General features: G+C 39.1%; 19 protein-coding genes and 2 tRNA genes. 11 read left to right on the forward strand and 10 right to left on the reverse strand.

The genetic code is table 11. The features are described from left to right. Window positions 1-22 precede the first annotated feature (22 nt). The 3 genes from nudC to dnaQ form a co-directional block, all read right to left on the reverse strand. A complete protein-coding gene (gene nudC, locus JGE69_RS01300) occupies window positions 23-766 on the reverse strand; it encodes an NAD(+) diphosphatase (protein ID WP_005070517.1) in 744 nt (247 codons plus the stop codon). Next, window positions 766-2409, reverse strand: a complete 1644-nt coding sequence (locus JGE69_RS01305; protein WP_199111961.1) for a chemotaxis protein — start codon at window positions 2407-2409, stop codon at window positions 766-768. The genes nudC and JGE69_RS01305 overlap by 1 nt, the downstream gene beginning before the upstream one ends. Before the next feature lie 129 nt (window positions 2410-2538). Next, window positions 2539-3918: a DNA polymerase III subunit epsilon gene (gene dnaQ / locus JGE69_RS01310; RefSeq protein WP_199111963.1), complete on the reverse strand. Its 1380-nt coding sequence runs from the start codon at window positions 3916-3918 to the stop codon at window positions 2539-2541. Window positions 3919-4151: 233 nt separating this feature from the next. Here dnaQ and JGE69_RS01315 point away from each other — a divergent pair, with 233 nt between their 5' ends. The 6 genes from JGE69_RS01315 (at window position 4152) to JGE69_RS01340 (ending at window position 14316) form a co-directional block, all read left to right on the forward strand. Next, entirely contained in the window at window positions 4152-7367 is a 3216-nt protein-coding gene (locus JGE69_RS01315; protein ID WP_199111965.1) for a lytic transglycosylase, read from the forward strand. A gap of 15 nt (window positions 7368-7382) precedes the next feature. Beyond that, window positions 7383-9218, forward strand: coding sequence for an extracellular solute-binding protein (locus tag JGE69_RS01320; RefSeq protein ID WP_199111967.1), 1836 nt, complete (start codon window positions 7383-7385; stop codon window positions 9216-9218). Window positions 9219-9249: 31 nt separating this feature from the next. Then, window positions 9250-10302 carry a microcin C ABC transporter permease YejB gene (locus JGE69_RS01325; protein ID WP_199111969.1) on the forward strand — a complete coding sequence of 351 codons (1053 nt, stop codon included), beginning with the start codon at window positions 9250-9252 and terminating at the stop codon, window positions 10300-10302. Beyond that, window positions 10302-11312, forward strand: a complete 1011-nt coding sequence (locus JGE69_RS01330) for an ABC transporter permease (RefSeq protein WP_199111971.1) — start codon at window positions 10302-10304, stop codon at window positions 11310-11312. The genes JGE69_RS01325 and JGE69_RS01330 overlap by 1 nt, the downstream gene beginning before the upstream one ends. Further along, window positions 11290-12882 carry an ABC transporter ATP-binding protein gene (locus JGE69_RS01335; protein ID WP_199111973.1) on the forward strand — a complete coding sequence of 531 codons (1593 nt, stop codon included), beginning with the start codon at window positions 11290-11292 and terminating at the stop codon, window positions 12880-12882. Before JGE69_RS01330 ends, JGE69_RS01335 begins: the two co-directional genes overlap by 23 nt. Window positions 12883-13071: 189 nt before the next feature. After that, window positions 13072-14316 (forward strand): NADH:flavin oxidoreductase/NADH oxidase family protein, encoded by a 1245-nt coding sequence (locus JGE69_RS01340; RefSeq protein WP_199111975.1) that lies wholly within the window; start codon window positions 13072-13074, stop codon window positions 14314-14316. 40 nt (window positions 14317-14356) lie between these two features. On the opposite strand, the gene JGE69_RS01345 is transcribed toward JGE69_RS01340, so the two are convergent. After that, window positions 14357-16480 carry a TonB-dependent siderophore receptor gene (locus tag JGE69_RS01345; RefSeq protein ID WP_086355013.1) on the reverse strand — a complete coding sequence of 708 codons (2124 nt, stop codon included), beginning with the start codon at window positions 16478-16480 and terminating at the stop codon, window positions 14357-14359. Window positions 16481-16783: 303 nt separating this feature from the next. On the opposite strand from JGE69_RS01345, the gene JGE69_RS01350 reads away from it, so the two are divergent. Further along, entirely contained in the window at window positions 16784-17371 is a 588-nt protein-coding gene (locus tag JGE69_RS01350) for a DUF2726 domain-containing protein (protein ID WP_086355014.1), read from the forward strand. A gap of 89 nt (window positions 17372-17460) precedes the next feature. Here JGE69_RS01350 and JGE69_RS01355 read toward each other — a convergent pair. From JGE69_RS01355 to pyrC, 3 genes are all read right to left on the reverse strand, one after another. Continuing rightward, window positions 17461-17536: transfer RNA gene (locus JGE69_RS01355), tRNA-Glu, on the reverse strand. A gap of 18 nt (window positions 17537-17554) precedes the next feature. Beyond that, on the reverse strand, window positions 17555-18217 hold the full coding sequence (gene rnt, locus JGE69_RS01360; protein ID WP_002117536.1) for a ribonuclease T: 663 nt from the start codon (window positions 18215-18217) through the stop codon (window positions 17555-17557). Next, a complete protein-coding gene (gene pyrC / locus JGE69_RS01365; RefSeq protein ID WP_199111977.1) occupies window positions 18202-19236 on the reverse strand; it encodes a dihydroorotase in 1035 nt (344 codons plus the stop codon). The genes rnt and pyrC overlap by 16 nt, the downstream gene beginning before the upstream one ends. A gap of 149 nt (window positions 19237-19385) precedes the next feature. Between pyrC and JGE69_RS01370 the strand changes: the two genes are divergently transcribed. Continuing rightward, a complete protein-coding gene (locus JGE69_RS01370) occupies window positions 19386-20648 on the forward strand; it encodes a GGDEF domain-containing protein (protein ID WP_199113202.1) in 1263 nt (420 codons plus the stop codon). A 61-nt stretch (window positions 20649-20709) separates the two neighbouring features. On the opposite strand, the gene argG is transcribed toward JGE69_RS01370, so the two are convergent. Then, window positions 20710-22068 carry an argininosuccinate synthase gene (gene argG / locus JGE69_RS01375; RefSeq protein ID WP_014206117.1) on the reverse strand — a complete coding sequence of 453 codons (1359 nt, stop codon included), beginning with the start codon at window positions 22066-22068 and terminating at the stop codon, window positions 20710-20712. 230 nt (window positions 22069-22298) lie between these two features. Here argG and JGE69_RS01380 point away from each other — a divergent pair, with 230 nt between their 5' ends. The 3 genes from JGE69_RS01380 (at window position 22299) to JGE69_RS01390 (ending at window position 24968) form a co-directional block, all read left to right on the forward strand. Continuing rightward, a complete protein-coding gene (locus tag JGE69_RS01380) occupies window positions 22299-22634 on the forward strand; it encodes a hypothetical protein (RefSeq protein ID WP_199111979.1) in 336 nt (111 codons plus the stop codon). A 128-nt stretch (window positions 22635-22762) separates the two neighbouring features. After that, window positions 22763-24793, forward strand: a complete 2031-nt coding sequence (locus JGE69_RS01385; RefSeq protein ID WP_199111981.1) for an NADPH-dependent 2,4-dienoyl-CoA reductase — start codon at window positions 22763-22765, stop codon at window positions 24791-24793. Between the two features lie 85 nt (window positions 24794-24878). After that, a tRNA-Ser gene (locus JGE69_RS01390) sits at window positions 24879-24968 on the forward strand. Window positions 24969-25292: 324 nt separating this feature from the next. On the opposite strand, the gene JGE69_RS01395 is transcribed toward JGE69_RS01390, so the two are convergent. Both JGE69_RS01395 and JGE69_RS01400 read right to left on the reverse strand, forming a co-directional pair. Continuing rightward, window positions 25293-25892, reverse strand: a complete 600-nt coding sequence (locus JGE69_RS01395) for a TetR/AcrR family transcriptional regulator (protein ID WP_104075189.1) — start codon at window positions 25890-25892, stop codon at window positions 25293-25295. Between the two features lie 4 nt (window positions 25893-25896). Continuing rightward, on the reverse strand, window positions 25897-26214 hold the full coding sequence (locus JGE69_RS01400) for a cupin domain-containing protein (protein WP_063098363.1): 318 nt from the start codon (window positions 26212-26214) through the stop codon (window positions 25897-25899). Window positions 26215-26237 lie beyond the last annotated feature (23 nt).

A 26237-nucleotide genomic window follows, 5' to 3' on the forward strand; every position in this document is an offset into this window, starting at 1 on the left:
GTCTCGTTTAAAACACGGCAGATTACCCAGCTTGGGTAATCTGCATAATCATTGAATGAGCAATACTTCCTTTAAACGGAATCTCAGGTAATTGATCAATTTTGAAGAATTGGGCATCTGCAATTTCTTCTTCTTGAAGCTTAATTTCACCCGACTCATATTCTGCCCGAAATGCCACCATAAGGTTACTTGGGAATGGCCAAGGCTGACTTGACATATACTGAATATTTTTGAGTTTTAAACCTACTTCTTCAAAGGCTTCACGTTGTACTGCTTCTTCAAGTGTTTCGCCCACCTCAACAAAACCTGCAATCAAACCATACATATTGGTTTTGTTGTGAACTGACTTAGCCAGCAAGATTTCATCATCACCACGAGTAATGACGGTAATAATGCAAGGGTTTACACGAGGATATTGGTGGTAGCGACAAGAAGGGCATACCATTGCATATTCGGTTGGGTGAACTTCTGTCGGATGTCCACAGTGGCTACAAAACTTATGGTTACGTCGCCATTCAAGTAATTGAACAGCACGGCTCGCTTGCAAAAACTGTTCTTTCGACCAGCTGGTAATAAGCTGGCGAATTGGGACAAGTTGTAAGCCTTCCGGGATAGGTTCCTCAGCAAGCAAGTCACGTGCAATGACTTGCTCATCATGAGTGAAAAGTAAATCACTTGCTAACTTTTCGACTTTGGGTAGTTGGAGATTCTGGTCAACCAGTAATTGTTGATGATGGAAAATATAAGCAAGTGATAATTCAGACATTAAGCTGCCTTTTTTTGAAGTTGTTGACTACTCGACAATGCTACATTAAACATGGATTGTAGAACAGGTTGTTTATTTTTTAAATTGTCAACTAACATGTCAATGCCTGCTAATACGTTAAAAATACAGTGAATTTGGTCTGTATTAAAAGGCTGGTTTTGTTCAAGTTGCTCTTGAACAAATTGGGCAGTTTGGAGTAAAGCATGTTGTTGCGTCGTGCTTCCTAAAAATTCGGCTGCACCTGCTAACTCTTTTAATGAACCTGCAATGGCTTCAATATTTTGTGTTTGGTCATTGGCATACAACGTAAGACTCTGACAGATAAAATCAATTAAATTTTTTGTCTCGGTAAGCAAAGCTTGATGAGCTTCATCAAGACGATCTAAAGAAATAGCCGTATTATTCACGCTAAGTTGTAGACGATTTGACGTGTAATTGCGTACCAAAATACCAATTGAGTTCATAGCAGATAAAATGCTGTTCATCAGCTGCTGAGCATAGTTTTCATCACTTAAAATGTTAAGTTGACTTAAACTGCTGGCTTGTTGAGAAAGAGCAGATGCGGCTTCATCAAGGTTTAGAAGTTTAAAGGTATGAGCCAGTTGTAAAAGGCTCGCTTGTAGTTGCTGTGCTTTTTCAGGCGACATATTTTGATAGTTGTATTCAATATCGTTCCGCACCTTATTCATTTCATCCAAGATTAATTGGCTGACTGTGTGCATCGTGTCAAAGTCCGGACCAAAAAGATGGCGACTTAAAACGAGTAATTGAGTATCAGTTGGTGTTTTATCACCAATATGAAGCTGGTTACGAATATGGTGAGCAATCTCATCTTCTTGAGCGATGACAATACTTAAAATATCTGCGAATGCCGCTAAATTAGGTTTAAAACTTTCGGGCGCTGCTAAAAATAGAGCAATATGACTTTCAATATTAATCAGTACACGTAGGCGTGAATCATTTAAAAGGAGGTCATCAATATGGTTAAAAGCGTAATTGACGAGCTGCCAATATTTTTGGCTTGGCTGAGTATTCGCCATGCTGACCAAATAGGTTGCAATAAGTTTAAAGGCTTGAAAATTCTGAGCTGAGGCTGTCTTTTTTAAAAATTGGTGTAGAGAGAGTTTGTATAGTTGATGGATGAACTGAGTTTTTTCACTAATTAATATTTCAGGCAACGGCAGTTCAAGCGAAGTATTTGCAAGTAAAGGGACAATAGCTTGTCCGGAGGTAGTTAGAGGCTTATTTAAAGCTAATTCTAAATTATTTAAAGTCGTAAGAAGAAATTGTGGAACTTGTATTTCACGCAAACAGATAAATTCAATATAACGCTTTACCATGGTCGTGCCTTCGCTTAGGGCAACGACATCATCCGTATTAATTTGTGCTGGATTTGCAATAATTTTTTGCATCAACTCAGTTGAATACTGAGTGATTTTTGCAAGATAAGGAACATCAATTAAACGTAGAACTTGAGTGCATTGTTTAAACTGTTCTAATGCATCATCAATACCAAAAGGGAGAGTTTGTTCTTCAATTAAGGTACTTACCGCACCTTCTACCAGTTTTATTGAACGATCAATTTCATGTTTAATGATGAGTAAAGCTGTTGGATCGAAATGAATCGACGTATGCTCAGACATAAACGTTCCCCTTTGCAAAAAATCAATTGTTATATTCGTAGTGCTCAATAATTTGAGCTAAAAATCTATGTGACTAATATAACTTAACTTGCAAAGGGGAAAAGCTAAAAACACTAAAGAATCAAAAATTTATTTTGCAAAAAGGCAAGGTTCTCCGTGTTTTTCCTCATATTCTTTGACCCAAGTCTCATGTGTATTTAACTCTTCATCTGAAGGGTAAATTACAGGAAGATCAATTTGAACTCTGCTTCTATTGGTTGTTTGCTGGCTATTTTCACTCTGAGATAAGGCATCAATATCAAAAGAAACCTGACCACCAGTCATTGCCAAGTAAACATCAGCAAGAATTTCAGCATCGAGTAATGCGCCGTGGAAAGTACGGTCACGTGCTGGAATTTCATAACGTCTTACAAGCGCATCAAGGGAGTTTTTTTGTCCCGGATGTTTGTTTTTCGCTAAAGCTAAAGTATCTGTTACCTCACATACTTCAGAAAGTGCAGGAAGTCCTACGCGTTTAAACTCCATATCAAGGAAGTTCATATCGAAGGTCGCGTTATGGGCAATAATCTCTGCACCTTTGAGATAGTCAAATAAGGTGTCAGCAATGTCCGCATAGAGCGGTTTATCTTTTAAGAAATCATCACTGATACCGTGGATGTTTTCTGAGTCTCCCACTGGTTTTTGTGGGTTGATATAAATATGAATCGAGCTACCCGTAAGCTTACGGTTAATCATCTCAATCGCGCCCACCTCAATAATGCGGTCGCCATCTTGGAAATAAAAACCAGTAGTTTCCGTATCGAGAATCAGTTGTCGAGGACCTTGTAATTTTAACTTGGCTTCGGTCACAACGATTTGAGGATGAATGTTATTGGTTGGCTGCTTACTTTCTTGTTCGGTAGTTTCAACTTCAATAATTTCTTCTTCCACAATAATCATATCAACTTCTTCAGATGCTTCAAGATGAATATTTTCTTCTTCAGTTGCGTCAGCCAGATCAAATCCGAAAGGGTCATCTAGCAGCCAGTCCTGTTCAGGCTTTTTTATATCTTGCGATACAGTGGCAGACTGTGGTTGCTTGAGTTCTTTAGCAGTTTTGTCTGCACCTAAATTCGCCAACTGGTCTGCCATTTCATTGCCAGGGTGTCCTGCATGGCCTTTAATCCAGTTCCACTCAATATTTCTACCTGCACAGACAGCATCTAATTTCTGCCAAAGGTCAGGATTTTTTACATCTTTCCAGTTTTTCTTTTTCCAACCATGAATCCACTCAGTAATACCTTGCTTCACATAATTTGAATCTGTCCAGATAATCAAATGTGCATCGGTTGGACAAAATGAAACACCTTCAATGGCAGCAGTGAGTTCCATACGGTTATTGGTCGTATCAGGCTCACCGCCAAATAATTTATGTTCACCCTGCTCGGTAATGACATATGCGCCCCAACCACCTAAACCCGGATTGCCACGACATGCACCATCAACATACAGTGTGATTGTTTGAGACATAAATCGAAACCTAAACTAAAAGAAAAAGAACTGAATATGGTGTATTGTATACGCAAAAAGTTCGGTTCCATCGTATCAAAGCAAGGTTTTTTTAATTTCTTGTAACATTTCCATGCGAATGACATTAAATTATTGCCTTGTCTATCTTGCATGCTTTACTACAATGGCATCGAAGACCTAGGGTTTGTGGGCAGACCCCAAAAAAATATTACGCGAGTTGTTTGGAAGTTTTTATGTATAAACCAACCACATTTGTGTGGCAGCCATCTGCAGCATCATTGTTTAAAATTACCGTACTTAGCTCTGCGTTAGCTGCGTTGGGTATTACAACAGGCTGTTCATCGACTCCGCAATCTGCAAAAACCTCAAAATCGAAACAGGTCAGTGGTGCAGGTTATTTAGATGCGAGTAGTCTTGATTCATTGGAAGACTTACTTTCAGCAACTGATATGCGTGCTGTAGAGGGTGACCGTCTGCTTATTTTAAAGCATGGTGATGTCTGGAAACGTATGTCTGTTGGTTTCAAAATGGATTTGAACCATTGGGATTCACGTATTGAAGCTCAGCGTAGTTGGTTTATTTCTCGTCAGCCTTATCTTGATCGTTTAAGTGCCCGCGCAAGTCGTTATTTGTACCATACAGTTAAAGAAGCTGAACGCCGTGGTTTGCCGACAGAACTTGCACTATTACCTGTAATTGAAAGTTCATATGACCCAGCTGCAACAAGTAGTGCTGCAGCAGCAGGTTTATGGCAGTTTATTCCGAGTACTGGCCGTATTTATGGCTTAAAGCAAACAGGCATGTATGATGGCCGTCGAGATGTTGTTGAGTCGACTCGTGCTGCCTATGAGTTTTTAGGAAGCTTATATAATCAATTCGGTTCTTGGGAGCTTGCTTTAGCAGCCTATAATGCTGGACCGGGACGTATTCAACAAGCAATTAACCGAAATCAGGCAGCAGGTTTACCAACTGATTATTGGTCTTTAAAATTACCTCAAGAAACCATGAACTATGTTCCTCGTTTCTTGGCTGTTGCCCAAATTATTAAAAATCCAAAAGCTTACGGTATTTCTTTGCCGCCTATTGCAAATAGACCCCATTTCCGTGAAGTGACTTTATCTGCACCTTTATCATTGAATGAAATTGCGTCTGTAGCTGGATTAAGTCGTTCGGAACTCTATGCATTAAACCCGGGATATCGTGGTGAAATGGTAGACCCAGCAAGCCCAATGCGTATCTTGATTCCGGCAGATTTAAGTCCTTCAATTGATAATAAATTAAAAGGTATGAAGTCAGGCGGTGGTTCGGGTTGGTGGGCAAATGTGACTTCACCATCTAAGCCAGATGTAAGTGCTTCAACATCTGTGACAATTAAAACCACGCCTGCAAATCAGGTTCAACCAGTTAAACCGTCAACACCTACTAAAACAACGAGTAGCTCTACCACAGTAAAAACTTCAACTCCTCGTGGGTCTGATGCTTTAGCCGCGTTTGCAGCTTCGGCTGATGTACCAAGTGCTCCACGTATTCCTGTTGCTGTGACACCTGCAGCAAATATTAAGCAAGTGAAGACAGAGCCACCAATCTCGGCTGCAGAACGTGAAAAGATTTTAGCGGCAGTTCGAGCTGAAGGTGAGAAAGAAACAGTTCAACAAGCTTTAGAGCCACAACCAACGCAGGCTGAAAAAGATCAAGTAGTTGCCGAGTTAAAAGCTATTGCACCACAAGGAACAGAAATTGTTGATCCTTATGATGGCAAAATTAAATTAACTGCGATTCAAACAAGTCAGTCAGTTGCAGAGCAACAAGGTAAAGAAGTAAGTAAAGGTTTTGCATATCCAAAAACTTTAGCTGAAGATGTGACTGTAGCTAACTCTGAAGATGGGCAGCGCAATAAAGACAAGCCTTACATTAAAACTGACACAGATGTAGTGGTTGTACAGCCAAAAGGCAAACGTAGTACCTATACAGTTTTACCGGGTGATACTCTAGCCGTTATTGCGATGAAAAATGGCGTAAACTGGCGCGATGTTGCTAAGTGGAACCAGATTGATCCAGAAAAGACGTTATATGTTGGTTCAACGCTATACCTTTATGATGCTAAGCCACAAGAAACTCAAACGACTTCAAAAAGCACAGCTAAACCAGATGTATATGTCGTTCAGGCTAACGATAGCTTAAGCGGCGTGGCTAACCAGTTTAATTTGTCAGTAAGACAATTGGCTGAATATAACGATTTATCAGTGACTGATGGCTTATTTGTTGGGCAAAAACTACAGTTAAAAGAACCAAAAAATAGTCGCTCAAGTGCTAAAGCAGAACCGAAAGCTGTTCAGGCAAGTGCAAAACGTATAGCAACTAAGAGCTATACTGTGAAGCGCGGTGAATACCTTAAATTGATTGCAGATCGTTATGCGCTCTCTAATCAGGAACTTGCTGAATTAACACCGGGATTAACTGCGGGCAGTAACTTAATGGTAGGCCAAAAAATTAATGTGCCTACACAAGATATTTCTGTAGATGAAGTTGCTGAAACTAAGGCTTCTAGTAAATCTGAGAAAGCATCAGCAAGTGTTTCTTATAAAACAGAAGGCTATAAAGTACAACGTGGTGATACTTTATCGAGTATTGCAACTAAATCAAAAATTAGCCTAGCTGAGTTAGCCGAGTTAAATAACTTAAAAGCAAATAGCCATGTGCAGCTTGGTCAAACTTTAAAAGTACCGGCAGGCTTAAGTGTTCCAGAACAATACGTTGTACAGTCTGGCGATAGCTTAAATGCGATTGCGAGTAAATATAATTTGCAAACAAGCTATTTGGCTGACCTAAACGGTTTGTCTCGTACTGCTGGTTTGCGTGCTGGTCAACGCTTAAAACTAACAGGAACTGTTGAAGAGGCGCCAACTAAATCTTCTAAAAACGCCAAAGAAGAAACACCAGAAACTTATACAGTTAAATCTGGTGATAGCTTAGGTAATATCGCTAATCGCTACCACTTACAGTTGGACTACCTTGCTTCATTAAATGGTCTTTCACGCAACAGTAGCGTTCGTGTGGGGCAGCGCTTAAAGCTAACGGGTGATGTACCTACAGTTGAAACAGCTAAAGCAGATACTAAGTCTTCAACTAAAACAGTTGCCGCTGGTAAAAACACTGAAAGATATACGGTTAAATCTGGCGAGTCTTTAAATAGTATTGCGAGCCGTGCAGGTATTTCAGTGCGTGAACTGGCTGAAATGAATGCATTAAAAGCAAATGCTAACTTACAGCGCGGTCAGAATATTGTGATTCCAAAAACTGTCGTGGAATACAAAGTGAAGCGTGGTGATACCTTAATTGGTCTTGCGAGTAAATATGGTTTAGAAACCAATTTATTGGCTGAGCTGAATAATTTAACGCCTTCTACTCAGCTTCGCATTGGTGATGTGATTAAAGTGCCTAATTTGTAAAATAATTAGCCACTTATGCATAAATTAAATTTTCAACTGAGCCTGCTAGTCGGGCTCAGTGTCGTTTCGCATGCAGTTTTTTCTGCACAGCAAACCACATCATATATAGCAATTCATTCCAAACCTAAATATTTAGGAATGATGGCTATGCCATATGCAAACCCTAATGCTCCTAAAGGTGGCCTATTAAGTCAGGCAGCTCAAGGAACTTTTGATAACCTTAATAGTATGAATGGGAAGGGAAATGCTACAGAAGGCGTGAATTATCTTTTTGATACCTTAATGACCCAATCACTTGATGAGGTCGGGGTTTTATATCCGCTTTTGGCACAGAAAGTGAGTTATGACCCAGAAAAAACACAATCAGTGACTTTCTATTTAAACCCTAAAGCGCATTTTAGTAATGGGCAGCCAGTCACTGCGGCAGATGTTAAATTTAGTTTTGATGCCTATCAGACGAAGTCCAATTTAGGTTTGCAAATGTACCTTGCCGATTTGGCTAAAACAGAAGTAATAAATACTCATCAAGTAAAGTTTAGTTTTAAGTCTACACATAACCCTAAAATGCCATTCATTTTGGCAACCTTACCCATTTATTCAAAAGCAGATTGGCAAAAAAGAGATTTTAGCCGAATTACCCTACAACCGATTATTGGTTCGGGACCTTACGTGGTTGAACGAATTGATCCGGGCAGAAGCATTAGTTATAAACGGAACCCAAATTATTGGGCAAAAGATTTGCCTATTAATAAGGGGCGTTATAACTTTGACCGCTTGAGATATGTTTATTATCGAAATTGGGATATTGCTTTTGAAGGATTTAAATCTGGGCAATACACTTTGCATGAAGAAACTAATCCTAAGAAATGGGTAACAGATTACCGTTTTCCAGCCGTAAAAGCAGGGTTGGTTTCTCAATATAAGTTTCGTCACCATAATCCTATAGCCACTGAAAGCTATGTTTTTAATACGCGACGAAAACCTTTAAATGATATTCGTTTTAGACAAGCCTTAACCTATGCCTATGACTTTGAATGGCAGAATAAAGCTTTGTTTTATGGACAATATCAGCGCCTACAAAGTTATTTTGAAAATAGTGAATTAGCAGCAACAGGCCGACCTTCAAAAACTGAATTAGAGTTGTTAAAGCCGTTATTGCCTAAGTTATCTCCAATCATGCAGCAAGGTGTTTTAGCAAATTGGAAATACCCCGTGTCTGATGCGAGTGGTTTCAATCGTCAGAATTTATTAACTGCACGCCAATTGCTTATACAGGCTGGCTATAAAGTTAAAGAAGGGCAGCTCTTTACCCCTGAGGGAAAGAAAGTTCAGCTTGAGTTTTTAATTCAGCAAGATGGTAAACAACGAACACTTTTACCTTTTATTCGTAACTTAAAAAAGTTAGGTATTGCAGTTAATTTGCGTCAGGTTGATGCTCCGCAATATTTAGAACGGACTCGTCGTTACGATTTTGATATGACCACAATGAATTTGCCTCAATCTCTAAATCCGGGAAATGAACAGACTCAATTTTGGGGGAGTATCGCCGCAGCTCAGGATGGAAATTACAATTATGCTGGAATTCGCAATCCAGTAATTGATCAAGTGATTTCAAAACTCGTTGCGAGTAAAAATCGTGAACAGCAGGTTATTTATACTCGCATTCTCGATCGATTGCTTAGAGCTGGTTATTATCAAATCCCGACCTATGGTAAAGGTGAAAACTGGTATGCTTATTGGAATATGTATCAACAACCTAAAGTTAAACCAGCACTTTCTTCTGGGATAGAATATTGGTGGAGTGATGCAAACAAGGCCCAAAAAGTTGCCAAATATTTACATCAACAATAAAAAGCACCTGCCATAAAGGAAATCTTGTTATATGGGTTCATATATTCTCAAGCGACTTCTTTTAATGATTCCAACATTGTTTGTCATTCTATTGATTAACTTTGTGGTTGTGCAAATTGCACCGGGTGGGCCAGTTGAGCAAGCAATACATCAGGCACAAAGCGATTTGGGAATTGGCCGTGCATTGAGTGCAGAAACTTATTATCAAGGTGCTCAAGGTTTAAGCCCTGAAATGGTTGAGCAAATTAAGGCTCAGTACGGCTTTGATCGTTCTGGCCCTGAACGATTTTTTCTAATGTTAAAAGGCTATTTAACTTTAGATTTTGGACAAAGTTTCTTTAAAGATAAACCTGTTGTGCAATTGTTGTGGGAAAAAATGCCTGTTTCCATTTCACTTGGGCTGGTGAGTACTTTACTCATTTATCTCATTTCTATTCCGTTGGGAATTAAAAAGGCAAAACAGCAGGGTTCTTGGTTTGATCGCTCCACTTCTTTAATCCTCGTAGTGGGATACGCCGTACCAAGTTTTGTATTTGCCATTTTGTTAGTTGTTTTTTTTGCAGGTGGGTCTTATTTTCAATGGTTTCCACTACAAAACTTAGTCTCAGATAACTTTCATCAACTCAGTCTCTGGGGCAAAGTTAGCGATTATTTATGGCATATGACTCTGCCACTCATTACGATGGCATTAGGCGGTTTTGCCAGTTTAACCTATTTAACTAAATACTCATTTCTTGAAGAACTCAATAAACCCTACGTTTTGGCAGCCTATGCAAAAGGGTTGAATGACCAACAGGTCCTATATAAGCATGTATTTCGTAATGCCATTTTAGTTGTGCTCGCAGGATTACCAGAAGTGTTAGCAGGTATTTTCTTTGTGGGTAATCTGTTTGTAGAAATTATTTTTCATTTAGATGGGGTGGGTTTGTTGGGCTTTGAAGCAATTGTCCAACGTGATTATCCTGTTATTTTTGGTGTTTTATTTTTCTTTACTCTATTTAGCCTGATTTTACGTCTCATTTGTGATGTGTTGTACCAATGGATTGATCCACGAATTCACTTTGAAGCGCAAGGAGGCAAATAATGTCCTTGATTGTGCGGACACGATTACAGCGTTTTAGAAAGCATAAATTGGGCTGGGCCAGCTTTATTTTATTTAGTCTGATTTTGGTTTTGTCATTAGCCGCGGAGTTAATTGCTAACGATAAACCGCTGTTAGTGAAGTATGAAGATTCGTACTATTTGCCTGTGTTGAAAACTTATCCTGAAACGGCGTTTGGTGGAGTGTTTGAAACAGAAGCGGATTATAAAGACCCCGCTGTACAAGCGCTTATTAATACTAAAGGATGGGCAGTTTGGCCCCTCATTCAATTTTCATATCAAACGCCCAATTTAGACTTGGCAGTTCCTGTGCCATCACCACCTTCCAAGCAAAACTGGTTGGGAACAGATGATCAAGGAAGGGATGTTCTTGCACGTATTCTTTATGGCTTAAGAGTATCGTTGCTTTTCGGTTTAGCTTTAACCTTTTGTTCTGCTTTATTTGGAATTACCGTAGGTGCCATTCAAGGTTATTATGGCGGTTGGGTAGATTTATTAGGACAACGTTTGGTTGAGGTCTGGAATGGCTTACCCATGCTTTTTATGGTCATGATTTTAGTCAGTATGTTTGTTCCAAATGTATATTGGCTATTTTTCATTATGCTATTTTTTGGCTGGACCGTTTTGGTGGGAATTGTCAGAGCAGAATTTTTGAAAGCTCGCCAGTTAGATTATGTGCGTGCAGCCCAAGTTTTGGGAGTGACCGATCACGCGATTATTTTTAGGCATATTTTGCCCAATGCGATCAGTTCGAGTTTATCTCAGTTACCTTTTATTTTAACAACTAACATTAGCGCTTTAACTGCTCTTGATTTTTTAGGATATGGTCTACCGCCAGATGCTGCCTCTTTAGGTGAATTATTGCTTCAAGGTAAAAATAATTTAGATGCGCCATGGCTAGCAATTTCAGGCTTTTTTAGTCTGGCGATTGTTCTTTCACTTTTAATCTATATTGGGGAGGCGGCTCGCGATGCTTTTGACCCAAGAAAATAATTTAAATACCACTTCAACATTATTAAAAGTAGAGCATCTTTCGGTTCAAACCAAAAATCGAAGAGTTTTATTAGATGACCTGAATTTTTACTTAAGTGAAGGGGAAACACTGGCTGTTGTGGGCGAAAGTGGTTCAGGTAAATCGATGAGCTGCTTAGCAATAATGGGGTTGCTACAAGATAAATTAGAAATAACGGGGCAGGTCTGGATTGGTTCACAAAATATGCTTGAGCTAGATGAAAGAGCTCAATCAAATTTACGTGGTCGACAAATCGCTATGATTTTTCAAGAGCCTGCTACTGCATTAAATCCGCTCCATCGGGTTGAAAAAATTATAGGGGAAAACCTTCTTTTATCTGGGTTTTCAAAACTTGAAGTTCGACAGCAAATATTAGAACTGCTAAAAGATGTTGGAATTGTTGAACCAGAACAAATATTAAAACGTTATCCTCATGAGCTTTCTGGTGGGCAAAGACAACGTGTCATGATCGCGATGACATTGGCGCTTCGGCCTAAAATTTCGATTGCTGATGAACCTACTACTGCGTTGGATGTGGTTTTACAGATACAGATTTTAGAGCTATTAAAATCTTTGCAAGCAAAATATGGAATGGCACTTATTTTAATTAGCCATGACCTCAATTTAGTGCATCGCTATGCTGAAAAACTTATTGTATTGCAAAGTGGGCGTGTAGTAGAGCAAGGTGAACTGAGCCAAATTTTTGCAAATCCTAAAACAACTTATACAGCACAGTTGTTAGATCATGATTTTGGAAGTGTAGAGTCTAGACCTGCTCAACAGAATGTTTTATCAGTTCGACAGCTCAGCGTGCAGTTTCCTATAAGAAAAGGAATTTTAAATCGCATTCAAGGGTATTTCACCGCAATAGAAGATTTGAGTTTTGATCTTGCTCAAGGTGAATCACTTGGGGTGGTGGGAGAAAGTGGTGCGGGTAAGTCATCCCTGGCGATGGCTTTGGTCCGACTTATTAAAAGTGAAGGGCAGATTGTTTTTTTAGGGCAAGATTTGAATCAGCTAAAGCTCAAAGACCTACGTTTGATGAGATCAGATTTTCAACTTGTGTTCCAAGACCCATTTGGAAGTTTAAACCCGCGTATGACAGTAGGGCAGATTATTGCGGAAGGGTTAAAGTTAAAAGTGGTGGATGATAAAGAGATAAAGCAGCAAATTGAATCTGTATTGGTGAAAGTTGAATTAGCTGAAGATTTTCAACATCGTTACCCACATGAACTTTCTGGGGGACAACGTCAACGTGTCGCCTTAGCCAGAGCTTTGGTGGTTCGACCTAAACTTTTAATTTTGGATGAACCTACCTCTGCCTTAGATCGGACCACACAAAAAGCCATGATCAAGTTGTTGAGACAATTACAGCAAACTGAGCAGTTAAGTTATATTTTTATTAGTCATGATCTCAATATAGTAAAAGCACTGTGCCATAAAGTAATGGTGTTACGTCATGCCAAAGTTGTTGAATATCAGGAAACAGAACTCTTATTTTCTAAGCCTCAGGCTGAATATACGAAACAGTTAATTAAAGCATCCTTTTAAAGATATTTTTATAATTTATTGTTTTATATAAATAAATTTTAGTTAAACTTCTAATGCAAAAAGTTGCATATTTTTATTTTTTTTAAAATTGACATGTGCTATTGTCAGTTATCGATTATGACTTGACATGCCCAATAACTCATTTAAATTAGAGTAATTGCTCTAAAATTCAAAGAACAGAGGTTAACCATGAACCAGATTGCTCAACCCATCACAATTCGCAATACCACCTTTAAAAACCGAATTATTAAAGGTGCAATGAGTGAGGCACTTGCAAATTATGAAGGCCAACCAAATGACTTACATTTGGGTTTATATGGTGCATGGGCAAAAGGTGAGCTTGGCTGTGCGATTACTGGTAATGTCATGGTAAATGCCGGCGCAAAAAATGAACCGGGTGTTGTTATTATTGAAACTGAACGTGATCTAGAGCGCTTAAAAGAGTGGGCGGAATTAGGTAAAAAATATGGCATGGTGCAGTTGATTCAATTGTCACACCCAGGTCGTCAGTGTCCAAAAGGTTTAAATAAAGAAACTGTAGCGCCATCAGCAGTACCTTTTAGTCCAGCTTTAGCAACCATGTTTGGAACGCCACGTGAACTTACTCATGACGAAATTCTAGATATTATTAAACGTTTTGCGACAGCAGCTCATATTTGTGAAAAAGCAGGTTTTGAAGGGGTGCAATTACACGGCGCACATGGTTATTTAATTAGCCAGTTTTTATCACCATTAACCAATAAGCGTACAGATCAGTGGGGCGGTTCAGTTGAAAATCGTACTCGTTTTTTACTGGAAGTTTATAAAGCGGTACGTGAAGCAACCTCAGAAAATTTTATCATTTCAGTGAAACTTAACTCAGCTGATTTCCAGCGTGGCGGTATTAGTGAAGAAGATGTGATTTCAGTGTTTAAAGCAGTGGATGAAGCTGGTATAGATTTAATTGAAATTTCAGGCGGCACTTACGAGGCACCAGCAATGGCTGGAGCTAAGGCGGATAAGCGTAAGGCAAGTACGATTGCACGTGAAGCATACTTTTTAGATTTTGCAGAGAAAATCCGCCAGCATGTTAAGTGTAAACTCATGGTGACAGGCGGTTTCCGTACTGTAGGAGGTATGAATGCCGCACTTGAAAGTGGTGCATGTGACTTTATTGGTATTGCTCGTCCATTTGCAGTAGAAACTGATTTAACTGAGCGTTTAATTGCAGGGCAAGATGTTCGCTATGCAGTAAAACCAATTAAAACAGGCTTACCATTTGTCGATAAGATGGCAATTATGGAAATTATTTGGTATGCCGCTCAATTTAAAACGATTGGCAAGGGTAAAAAGCCAAATCCAAAGCTTTCCCCACTTGTGGTGTTTTTAAATTATGCTAAAGGCAATATTAAAGCTGTTGTACAAGGCCACGTGAACTCACGTAAGTCTGCGTAAATCCGATGCGCCATTTCAATAGCTGAAATGGCGCATTTTTTTAGAATGTATAGCTCATACCCACTTGAACGGTACGTGATTCACCAGGATACGCATATAGACTGAAAGCACTTTCATCATAAACTTTGTCAAAAAGATTTTTCAGATCTAAGTTAATACGAAGTTTTGGTGTTGCCTGATAATAAGAAACCAAATCTGTAACTGCATAACCTTTCATGGTGTAGGTACTATTGGCTGTTTGACCTGCACGTTTATCAATATATTTTTGATTAATGCCCAGACCTAAACCTTGTAAAGGGCCATTCTGAAATTCATAGATATTTAACAGATTAAAACTATTCTTGGGAATATTGGCTAAAGCCGTTCCTTTTTGCAGAGTGTTGTCTTTAGTCACTTCTGCATCTGTATAAGCATATCCACCAATAATTTTCCAAGCTGGAGTAATTTGCCCTGCAATATTTAGCTCAATACCTTGGCTACGAACTTCGCCAGCAGTGACTTTTTTATTTTGATTAGGGTATAAAGGGTCATCTGTTAAGACATTTTCTTTATTAGCATAGAAAATTGCAGAGTCAACCGACAACATATTGTCGAGTGCTTGCCATTTAAAGCCCAACTCGTAAGCCATGCCTTCCTCTGGGTCAAATCCCTCTCCATTATGGCTAGCACCAGTGTTAGGTTTAAAAGATTTCGCAGCATTGCTATAGATTGAAAGGTCATCACGCGCTTTAAAAACTAAACCTAAACGCGGAATAAATGCATCATGACTGGTATTCCAGTTTGCTGTATTCGGTAGTAGGTTTTTGTAATCATGTTCGTAGTGCTCAAAACGCAAACCCAGCAGTGCACTTAAACGCTCATTTAATTCGATTTGGTCTTGTACAAAAAGAGCCGTTGTTTTTAAATTTTCGCGGTCATGTGTAGCCACGCTATTAAGCTCAGGTAGAGGTTGACCTAAAACTGGATCATAGATGTTAATAGGGTAGTTATTTGACTTAGGGTCTGAACGAATAATATATGACTTATAATCATAGTTTTCGTATTCAAGCCCAGTCACTAAAGTGTGAGCTAGACCTAAAAGTTGAAAATTACCTGTTAGATTGATCTGTGCATCAGTATCTTGCCACTTTAATTCCCGATAGCTGTAATTTCTGTTAATTTTTTCTATATCATCTTTATTAACACCGCTTCCTTCTACCGCATAGCCATGCAATTTGCCATGTAGATATTGCACACCCGCATTAAGTTTCCATTCATTTCCCAAGTCATGCTCAACTCGTAATTGAGTCATGTCATTATCATTGTAAAGCCGGTTGTTGTATTTACCTGTTTCCCATAAATAGGTTTTGGGTGAACTATTAAAAGACTTTTGTGTAGGGTAGCGTGTGTGCCCGCGATCAAGTGGATGTTGATTTCGTAAAATATCGGCTTCAAAGATAACTTTTGTTGCATCAGAAGCCTGCCATTGGATGACTGGTGCAATTCCATATCGTTTGGACTCGACATGATCACGATAACTATCACCACCTTCTGCAATCACATTTAGGCGATAACCGATATTTTCTGCATTCGGGATAGTACCTGTTGTGTCTACCGTGGTGCGATATAAACCTTCACTGTTAAGCTGAGCACCTAAAGTGGTTCGTTGTTCAGACTTTGGTGTTTTAGAAATTAAGTTAAACGTACCACCCGGGTCACCACGACCATATAAGCTAGAAGAGGGTCCACGTAAAACGTCTACACGTTCAATCGTGTTGCTATCTGGAGCATTTGGATAACCACGGTTAATTGGGAATCCATTACGGTAAAACTCACCACTGGTGAAACCACGTAGGTTAAAGCCTGTTAACCCTTGACCACCAAAGTTATTAGCACGAGTCAGACCGCCAGCTAAATCAAGCGCTTCAATCAAACGTGTTGCGCCGATATCTTCAATTACTTTTTGAGTTACTATACTGACGGATTGTGGCGTATCTTTTAATGCGACTTCACTACGTGTTGCGGTATTTGAACTATCGACTTTATAAGCTTGGTCGGCAGCTTGTTGGGCTTTAATCTTAATGGTAGCGAGCGTTGTTGAGGAATTATTGGTTCCTGCGAAAGCACTTGAGATACAGCAGAGTTGAGCGATGCTCAGGGAGAGGAGGCGAAGCTTAAGATCCATTTAAAACCTTGTTGATAATAAATATCAGTATAAAAATAAGAATTATTATATTGTAAATCTATGTAAAGGAAATACCGGATCAGTGATATATGTGTACAAGTGTATTTTATTAGGAAATACAAATGGCAAAAAATTAAACAACAAGAATTGATTAGTTTAAATAATTATAAATTACAGACTAAAATAGAGTATCAGATACATAGAACAATAGCTCTTAAAATCAAATAAATAATTTATAGCTAGCCGTTTCTAATTGTATTTTGAAAATCAAAATAGTTTTTATATTTATTTAGGGGAAATTCGATGTTTGCGATTGTTAGTATATTTTTAATAGCCATGATGATATTGGCAATTTTAAATGTTTTAAAGAAAGGGGAAAGCAAAAATAGAAATGCAAAACGTAACCCAATTAAGGGAAAGCGTATCATTACTATGAATGAACAACCTACTTTTATGAAACTAAAGGAAGCTTTGCCCGAACATATTATTTTGGCGCAAGTTGCTTTCAGTGCTTTTATGACAGCACAAGGATACGCGACGCGTAATTTATTTAATCGCAAAGTTGCTGATTTTGTTGTGTTGGATAAAGCATTTAATATAGTTGCTATTATTGAACTGGATGATTCTAGCCATAAGGGGAAAGAAAACCTTGATGCAGAGCGAGATGCTTTAATTCAAGAAGCTGGTTTTAAAGTCATACGCTATAAACGAACACCAGAATTGGCACAAATATATAGTGATTTTAATATTGCATCGAGTTCATTAGCTCAAGTTTCAATAGAACCAGATTTAACAAAAACAAAGTTAGTTGCTGATGCAATAATTATTGAGAGAGATGATCCAAGTGTACAACCGACTCAACATATTGATGAAGCAAAGCTGAATTCTTGATTTTGAAAATAAGAAGTTTATCTCATGGATGATATTTGAAGTGAGATAAAATAATTTGGAGATAGGATTCTTTATAGATAGAAAGAATATGGCGTCCCTACGGGGATTCGAACCCCGGTTACCGCCGTGAAAGGGCGATGTCCTAGGCCTCTAGACGATAGGGACGTTGAGGATGGCGGTATCTTAAGAAGCCGCCACCAAACTGTCAAGGAGGTAAGGTGACAGTTTGTTCAAAATATAGCAAAACAGTTCAGCAGTCTTCTGAGTATCGTACAAAGCAGAGTGTGCTTCTTTGCCATCGAACTCAATTCCAGCTTGAATACATGCTTTCGCAAGCACAGTTTGTCCAAACATAACAGCACTTAAAGTAACCGTATCCATCACTGAAAAGCTATGAAATGGGTTTTGGTTTTTTGTGCTTGTACGCGCAATTGCTGCTTGTACAAAACCAAGGTCAAAATGCGCATTGTGGCCCACTAAGACTGCATGTGTACAGTGTTGCTGTTTACGGACTTCATTCACCGATTTAAAAATACGGCGTAATGCAGTGCGCTCATCTTCAGCCATTGCAATACGCATTGGATTGAATGGATCAATACCAATAAAGTCTAACGAACGGCGATCGAGATTAGCCCCTTCAAACGGGTTAATATGCGCATGAAATGCTGGACCAGGGACAAATTGTCCCTGAGCATCATACACAATTGGAATGCACGCAATTTCTAGCAATGCATCTGTCTGGGCATTAAAACCTGCCGTTTCAACGTCTACAACAACAGGTAAGAAGCCACGAAAACGTTGGCCAATGACCGGGACAGAGGTTTCTTGTGTCACACTTTTCTCCATTGCAGCGTTTTCCCGGCATGCAGCGGGATAATTTTTTGATTATCTAAATAATCAAAAGATTCTGGAACGAGGTTATCTTCTTTTACCAAAGTAATCGTAGAAGTATTACGTGGTAGGCCGTAGAAGTCTGCGCCAAAGTGGCTAGCAAAACCTTCTAAACGTTCTAGTTTACCTACTTGATCAAATGCTTGAGCATAAAGTTCAATTGCATTAGGCGCACTATAACAGCCCGCACAGCCGCACGCATTTTCTTTTGCATTTTGCGAGTGAGGAGCACTATCTGTACCCAAGAAAAATTTAGGGTTACCGCTCGTTGCAACTTCAAGCAAAGTAGTCTGGTGAGTTTGACGCTTTAAAATTGGTAAGCAATAGAAATGCGGTTTAATACCACCAACCAACATATCATTACGGTTAAATAATAAATGCTGAGGTGTAATCGTTGCAGCGACATTACGATCTTGTTCTAAAACAAAGTGTGCAGCGTCACTTGTTGTGATGTGCTCAAGTACCACTTTAAGTTTTGGAAACTGTTTTAATAACGGTGATAAAATTTCGTCTAAGAAACGCTTTTCACGGTCAAAAATATCAACGTGGTTATGAGTCACTTCACCATGAAGTAATAACGGAACTTGATGCTCTTCTAGTTGCTCAATGACTGCATAAACTTTACGAATGTCACTTACTCCGTTATCAGAGTTGGTGGTCGCACCTGCTGGGTAAAGTTTAATGGCATTTACATGTCCAGATTCTTTAATTTTACGAACTTCATCTGGTGAGGTGAAATCAGTAAAATAAAGCACCATACGTGGGTCAAAGTTAAGACCCTCCGGAACATGAGCAAGAATACGTTCACGGTAAGCCAATGCTTCTTCCACAGTTTTTACAGGTGGAACAAGGTTTGGCATACAGATCGCACGAGCAAATTGTTTGGCCAAATCAGGTACAGTACGTTTTAATGCTAAACCATCACGTAAATGTGCATGCCAGTCATCTGGCTGGAGCAGGGTAATAGAGTCCAAGGCAGTTCAAACTTCGAAATAAAACAAATGATAATCGATAAAGTGTGAAAATGGTAACGAGAATTACGGACAAATGGCAAAATAAAGCGCCAGAGGCCTTAAAAAATAATGTTATATTTTGTTAATGTGTAATGGGCAGGAATCAAGTAGTGGTGAATAGGGGAAATGTACATGAATTACTCAAAGCAAAAGAAGAAATAGAATATTTAGTAACCCTACATACCCATCGTTATGCCAACATGCCTTTACCACACCAATTAGAAAAAAAATTCTGGTGCTTGAATCTTGAGCGAACTAAACAAAATATCTCAAAATTTTTAACAAGTGGCATTTTAACCTATCTTATTTTTATTTTGTTGGTGTTGCCAACCGACTACTTAGTGATAGGTAAGCCTTATATTACTCTGGACTTTATTCATTGTTTATTAAGCGCAATGAATATTGCGCTTGCGCTCTTACTATTTTGGATTTTTGCCAAATCTAAAAAGCTCTCCGAGCACTTTTATTTTGCTGCATGTAGCATTGTTTTTTTTAGCATTATTACAAGTGCAATGTTGTTGCTAAGCGTTGGAAATATGGCGCTTAAAAATCAGTCGATGTTGCTACTTTCATTTTTATATATGCTTGGGTTTATCTTAAGTGGGATCAAGCCACTACATATGCTGTATGTAGGCTTATCCGCAGCAATATTGGTTTTTATTTTTCTTAATTTACTCAACGTAAATTGTGATTATATTGCACTTGGTCGAGCCTTGTTTGGTACTTGTATTTTAGGTTTTTCAATTAGCACAATGCTTATCTCTAGAGAAAGAAGCCTTTTTTTAAATAATCAGCTTGCTGAACTTAATGAACAAATTTTACGTATTGAGGCATCTGAATTGCTTCATTTAAGCCAGCAGGATGCACTGACGAATATCTCAAATCGACGTACTTTTGATGAGATGTTCGACTTTTTTTACTATCGTGCAAAGCAAGAAAAGCGACCATTGGCCGTTTTGTTTATTGATATCGATTTTTTTAAAAATTATAACGATTTTTATGGACACCAAATGGGGGATAAAGTCATCTCATCTATTGCCGCTGCAATTAAAAATTCGATTCGGCATGTTGATTTTGTTGCCCGTTATGGTGGAGAAGAATTTGTGGTACTGTTGCCGAAAACACCTGCTCAAGGCGCCTATGCCGTCGCTGCAAATATTTATAAAGCAATTGAGCGACAAGCGATTCCTCATGCAGCATCTTTAGTCTCTAAGCATGTCACAATTAGTTTAGGTTTTACTGTTTATACAGAAGGTTTTAAAGTAAATCAGGAAAAATTAATTCATGCTGCGGATCAAGCTTTGTACCGAGCTAAGCAGCTTGGACGTAACCAGATTTATTATCAACCTTTGGAAGTAGCAGAACTTGTTTGAGCACAAATATTTGAAATAAAAAAGCCACCTTTGTCGGTGGCTTTTTTATTAAGTAAGAAAATTATTTTTTCTTGCTATCAAGTTGTGGTACAGCAGAACCTTGGCCGATTGAAAGCAAACCAGCATCTGTATAGATACCAAGTTTTGCACGTGTATCGGTAATGTCGAGGTTACGCATAGTTAACTGACCAATACGGTCCATTGGCGTAAACATTGAATCGCCTTTTTCCATTGTTAAACGTTCAGCTTCGTACGTTAAGTTTGGAGATTCAGTGTTCATGATGGTGTAGTCATTACCACGACGAAGTTCAAGAGTCACTTCACCAGTAATCGCTTTAGCAACCCAACGCTGTGCAGTTTCACGCAACATAAGTGCTTGAGAGTCGAACCAGCGGCCTTGGTAAAGTAAACGACCTAAACGTAAACCGTTAATGCGGTATTGTTCGATCGTATCTTCGTTATGAATACCAGTAACCAAACGCTCATAAGCAATATGAAGAAGGGCCATACCCGGTGCTTCATAAATACCACGTGATTTTGCTTCGATAATACGGTTTTCGATTTGGTCCGACATACCTAAACCATGACGGCCACCAATACGGTTTGCTTCAAGAATAAGCTCAACCGGATTGTCAAAAGTTTGACCGTTTAAGGCAACAGGTACACCTTCTTCAAAACGTACAGTCACTTCTTCTGGAGTAATTTCAACTTCATCTTTCCAGAAAGCAACGCCCATAATTGGGTCAACGATTTTGATACCAGCATTTAAGTATTCAAGATCTTTTGCTTCGTGAGTCGCACCCAACATGTTTGAGTCAGTTGAGTATGCTTTTTCTTTTGACATTTTATAGTCAAAGCCGTTGTCGATCAGGAACTGTGACATTTCAGCACGGCCACCGAGTTCATCGATGAAGTTTTGATCTAACCAAGGCTTATAAATTTTAAGATTCGGGTTAGTCAACAAACCATAACGATAGAAACGTTCAATATCGTTACCTTTATAAGTTGAACCGTCACCCCAGATGTTTACGTCATCTTCTTTCATTGCAGTAACTAACATTGTGCCTGTTACTGCACGACCTAATGGAGTCGTATTGAAATAAGGAACACCACCTGTACTGATATGGAATGCACCACACTGAATTGCAGCAATACCTTCAAGCGCAAGTTGTAAGCGGCAGTCAATTAAGCGAGCTTTTACAGCGCCGTATTGTTCTGCTTTCTTTGGAATTGCATCGTAGTCATCTTCATCAGGCTGACCTAAGTTTGCAGTATATGCATAAGGTTCTGCGCCTTTTTGTTTCATCCACAATAAGGCAGCTGAAGTGTCTAGGCCTCCGGAGAAGGCAATCCCAACTTTTTTGCCTACTGGTACATGCTGCAAGATAGTTGCATTATCAGTCATTGCTAATCCTAACATTTATGAAAAAGACCCCATATAGGCGGTCTTGAGAATTCTGAATGGCGGCTATTGTAGCACTATTCATGGTGCTTTTTTTCGCAAAAAAAGCATTAATTCACTTGTTCTGATTTGAAGTTTTAATTTGATAAAAAATATAAGGCTATTTCTAGAATAAGAAGAGTTAAATGAAGTATGGTTGTCCAAATAAGAAAAGACTTTTAATAACTTAAAAAGAAAATAGGATGAATATGAAGAAAAATATTGGCTTATCACGTGCACACTATGTTGTGGCCGCGATCACAGTACTCGACGTGATTTATATGATTTACCATTACATGGCATTAAATGACCCTATTCGTACATATTTAATTGGTGGAATTATTGGAAAAGGGGTAGTTATTGGATTCCATATATACGCTGCTAAAAGAGTTTTAGATGGCACAAAAAATTCTAGATATATTTCTCTTTTTCTAACGATATTTTTACTTTTTGCATTTCCTATTGGAACCATTCTTGGTGTGATTATGCTGTTTTTATTATATAAATGGGAGAAAGAGCTAGATTTCATTAGCGTCATTAAATAAAAGCAATAGGAGCTGTTTTACTGGATTGACCATAAGCTCCGATAAATTTCTTTGCATGGTCATCCAAAATTATCAAAAAAGTATTAAAGTACTATGCAACAAGTTGCAAAAAATTATTGGGACGCAGCATGACAAGTTACGCCAATTTATTAAAACCATTACATCTAGGCTTTACCACTATTAAAAACCGTGTGGTGATGGGTTCCATGCATACGGGGCTTGAAGATCGTTTTTACAATTACCCAAAGCTGGCAGCTTATTTTGAAGAGCGTGCAAAAGGTGGGGTGGGCCTGATTGTGACAGGTGGTATTTCACCGAACCGTCAAGGATGGTTAGCACCTGCTGGCGGAACCATGAATAGCTTATTTGATATTCCACAGCATCGTCTGGTTACACATGCTGTGCATAAACATGGTTCTAAAATCTTAATGCAAATTTTGCATGCAGGTCGCTATGGTTACCAGCCGTTTGTTGTGTCTTCAACTGCAATTAAATCTCCAATTTCACCTTTTAAACCACGCCAGCTTTCTGAAAAAAATATTCTGAGCACAATAGAAGATTACGCACAGTGCGCTGATATTGCTAAAAAAGCAGGTTATGACGGTGTCGAAATTATGGGCTCGGAAGGTTATTTAATTAACCAGTTTTTAAGTCGCCACGTGAACCAGCGTACTGACCGTTGGGGTGGTGAAATTGAAAACCGTATGCGCTTTCCGGTCGAAGTCGTAAAGGCGATCCGTGCAAAAGTTGGTGAGAAATTTATTATTTGTTTCCGCTTGTCTTTACTCGATTTAGTCCATGACGGTAACACCATGCAAGAGGTGGTGACTGTAGCCAAAGCTTTAGAAAAAGCAGGAGTGACTTTATTAAATACCGGCATTGGCTGGCATGAAGCTCGTGTGCCGACCATTGTAACATCTGTGCCTCGTGCAGCTTTTGTCGACTACACTGCTCATGTAAAACAATATATTTCTATTCCGATTATTGCGTCAAACCGTATCAACATGCCTGAAACTGCCGAAGAAATTTTGGCAACTGGCAAAGCAGATATGGTTCAAATGGCGCGTCCTTTATTGGCCGATGCATTTTGGGTAAATAAAACTGCGACTAACCGTGTTGATGAAATTAATACCTGTATTGCATGTAACCAAGCCTGTTTAGACCATGCTTTTAAAAATAAGCGTGTATCTTGTTTGGTTAACCCACGTGCAGGCCATGAAACTGAACTGGTCTATTTAAAGACTAAACAACCTAAGCGAATTGCAGTTGTGGGCGGCGGAGTAGCGGGTATGTCGGCGGCAACTGTTGCGGCAAGCCGTGGCCATGCAGTGACGCTGTTTGAGGCAACTTCTGATGTAGGTGGCCAATTTAACTTTGCCAAAGTTGTACCAGGTAAAGAAGAATTCCATGAAACGATTCGTTATTTTAAAGTCCAACTGGAAAAAACTGGAGTAGACGTACGTTTAAATACTCGCGTAAATCGTGAGCAGCTTGAACGTGAAGGTTTTGATGAAGTGATTGTTGCAACAGGTGTAATCCCTCGCGCATTAAAAATTGAAGGAAGCGACGCACCACAAGTCCTTTCTTATGCTCAAGTTTTAAAAGGGGCAGAAGTCGGGCAAAAAGTTGCAGTGATTGGTGCAGGTGGTATTGGTTTTGATGTATCTGAATTTTTGCTTAAACCACCACATCAACCTCAGCCTCAACCTTTAGCCGAGTGGCAACGTGAATGGGGTGTTGACCCAGATCCAAACTACATTTCTGAAGGGGGAATGCAGCCGCCAGTTGTTGAGCCAGCAATCCGCGAAATTTATTTATTGCAACGTAAAACAACACCACTCGGTATTGGCCTTGGCAAAACTTCGGGCTGGGTCCATCGTGCACAGCTTAAAAAGCATGGGGTCCGTATGCTGCGTGGTGTGCAATATAAAGCAGTCACTGATGAAGGACTTTGGATTGAGCATAATGGTCAAGACCAACTTTTACGTGTAGACACGGTAGTGGTGTGTGCAGGGCAAGAGTCGGTAAAAGACTTGATGCCAAAAGAAGATGAGTCGACGATCGCGAACTACCATATTATTGGTGGTGCAAAGCTCGCAGCAGAGCTAGATGCGAAGCGTGCGATCAAAGAAGGAGCAGAATTGGCTGCTCAACTGTAAAATTGATGAAACAATATGCACTTGAACACAAAGCGATGATATTTTTCTTGAATAAAATGAATAAGCTTTGTATTCTTACGCACATGGAAGCGTGGCAGAGCGGTTTAATGCACCGGTCTTGAAAACCGACGAGGGTGTGAGTCCTCCGTGAGTTCGAATCTCACCGCTTCCGCCAAATTCGAAAAGCTCCTGTTAATAGCAGGGGCTTTTTTTTATTTATTGTTTATCACTCAAATCAATTTTAATTTGCAAGTCTAATATGTTGATGCTAATCAGCATGATCAACAGATAACGAATTTCTGTGAACTCGCATTCAAGTGCCAAGATGTGCCATATGCCAAAAGGAAAATAAGCTTTCCAGTCACTATATTTGCTATGACTGGTAGATAACCATCTGCTGTGTATAAGATTTTAATTACAAGCTCTAATACTCAAAATCTGACGATTTAATTCAATAACAATTAAAGCGCAGATTCTAGAGCTGTTAGAGCCTGTTTTTTTATTTAACGGTTGTGAGCAACATAATGTTGAGGAAAGATTTAGCTTTTGAGCGAAAGTGTGTACATGGGCTCTCATCAACTAGAGAGGTGGCCATGATACCTTCGAGAGAAGCAAATATGATTTCAGCCATGTCTCGCTCTGTTTCAATAGTTTGAGGTGATTCTTTTTTTGCTTGGCATAAAGTATCTTCTAACCAATCGATATTCTGTTTGGCGAATAACCTCAATTCACTTACACATGGCTCTTGTTGGAAAGAGGCTTCTCTCACCATTACCATATATAAGCATAGACGTTTTTCGTCGTTCAGCATCTCGGCGAAAAGTTCAGAATACGCATGCAGTTTTTGGGTTAAGCCATTCAGTTTTTCAATTTCCTGTAATCGGTAGAATTGCTCTTCTCTGTAGTGTTGAAGTGCAGATCGTGCCAGATCATCTTTAGACTCAAAATGGTAGTAGAGACTAGGCGCCTTTATTTGTAAGCAGTCAGCGATTTGTCGCATGCCTAGTCCGCTGAATCCATGCTGTTGAAACAGATGAATTGCGGCTCCTAGTATTTTTTCTCGCGTCAAAGGTGTATGGTTTTTTGTAGAGGATGTCATAATATTATTCCGTCAGTTCAATACCGCCATGATGAGTAATGAACAAGAGAGTGTTCTCTACGGCAAATGCCTTATGTTCGTCAGTACCTTGAACTTGTAACACATCTCCAGCCTGCATTTCGACATCATTGAAGCGAATCACACCTTCTAAAACAATGATCTGTTCCCATCCAATATGAGTGTGTTTGGGAAAACTTGTTCCAGCCTGAAATTTTGCTAAATAGCTTTCAATACCATCTTCACTAATCCAAGTTCGACAGGTTTGAACTCCTGGGATATTACTATCAGTCCAAGTGCGATCTTTTTGACTAACTAAAATCATTTATAACTTCTTAGATAATTGAA

The organism is Acinetobacter sp. C13 (genome assembly GCF_016809775.1).
GTDB classification, from domain to species: domain Bacteria; phylum Pseudomonadota; class Gammaproteobacteria; order Pseudomonadales; family Moraxellaceae; genus Acinetobacter; species Acinetobacter pittii.

What these genes read in the sequence shown, in the direction of transcription:
- nudC (WP_005070517.1), bottom strand. Translation starts at nt 766, where the DNA reads ATGTCTGAATTATCACTTGCTTATATTTTCCATCATCAACAATTACTG.
- JGE69_RS01305 (WP_199111961.1), bottom strand. Translation starts at nt 2,409, where the DNA reads ATGTCTGAGCATACGTCGATTCATTTCGATCCAACAGCTTTACTCATC.
- dnaQ (WP_199111963.1), bottom strand. Translation starts at nt 3,918, where the DNA reads ATGTCTCAAACAATCACACTGTATGTTGATGGTGCATGTCGTGGCAAT.
- JGE69_RS01315 (WP_199111965.1), top strand. Translation starts at nt 4,152, where the DNA reads ATGTATAAACCAACCACATTTGTGTGGCAGCCATCTGCAGCATCATTG.
- JGE69_RS01320 (WP_199111967.1), top strand. Translation starts at nt 7,383, where the DNA reads ATGCATAAATTAAATTTTCAACTGAGCCTGCTAGTCGGGCTCAGTGTC.
- JGE69_RS01325 (WP_199111969.1), top strand. Translation starts at nt 9,250, where the DNA reads ATGGGTTCATATATTCTCAAGCGACTTCTTTTAATGATTCCAACATTG.
- JGE69_RS01330 (WP_199111971.1), top strand. Translation starts at nt 10,302, where the DNA reads ATGTCCTTGATTGTGCGGACACGATTACAGCGTTTTAGAAAGCATAAA.
- JGE69_RS01335 (WP_199111973.1), top strand. Translation starts at nt 11,290, where the DNA reads ATGCTTTTGACCCAAGAAAATAATTTAAATACCACTTCAACATTATTA.
- JGE69_RS01340 (WP_199111975.1), top strand. Translation starts at nt 13,072, where the DNA reads ATGAACCAGATTGCTCAACCCATCACAATTCGCAATACCACCTTTAAA.
- JGE69_RS01345 (WP_086355013.1), bottom strand. Translation starts at nt 16,480, where the DNA reads ATGGATCTTAAGCTTCGCCTCCTCTCCCTGAGCATCGCTCAACTCTGC.
- JGE69_RS01350 (WP_086355014.1), top strand. Translation starts at nt 16,784, where the DNA reads ATGTTTGCGATTGTTAGTATATTTTTAATAGCCATGATGATATTGGCA.
- rnt (WP_002117536.1), bottom strand. Translation starts at nt 18,217, where the DNA reads ATGGAGAAAAGTGTGACACAAGAAACCTCTGTCCCGGTCATTGGCCAA.
- argG (WP_014206117.1), bottom strand. Translation starts at nt 22,068, where the DNA reads ATGTTAGGATTAGCAATGACTGATAATGCAACTATCTTGCAGCATGTA.
- JGE69_RS01380 (WP_199111979.1), top strand. Translation starts at nt 22,299, where the DNA reads ATGAAGAAAAATATTGGCTTATCACGTGCACACTATGTTGTGGCCGCG.
- JGE69_RS01385 (WP_199111981.1), top strand. Translation starts at nt 22,763, where the DNA reads ATGACAAGTTACGCCAATTTATTAAAACCATTACATCTAGGCTTTACC.
- JGE69_RS01395 (WP_104075189.1), bottom strand. Translation starts at nt 25,892, where the DNA reads ATGACATCCTCTACAAAAAACCATACACCTTTGACGCGAGAAAAAATA.
- JGE69_RS01400 (WP_063098363.1), bottom strand. Translation starts at nt 26,214, where the DNA reads ATGATTTTAGTTAGTCAAAAAGATCGCACTTGGACTGATAGTAATATC.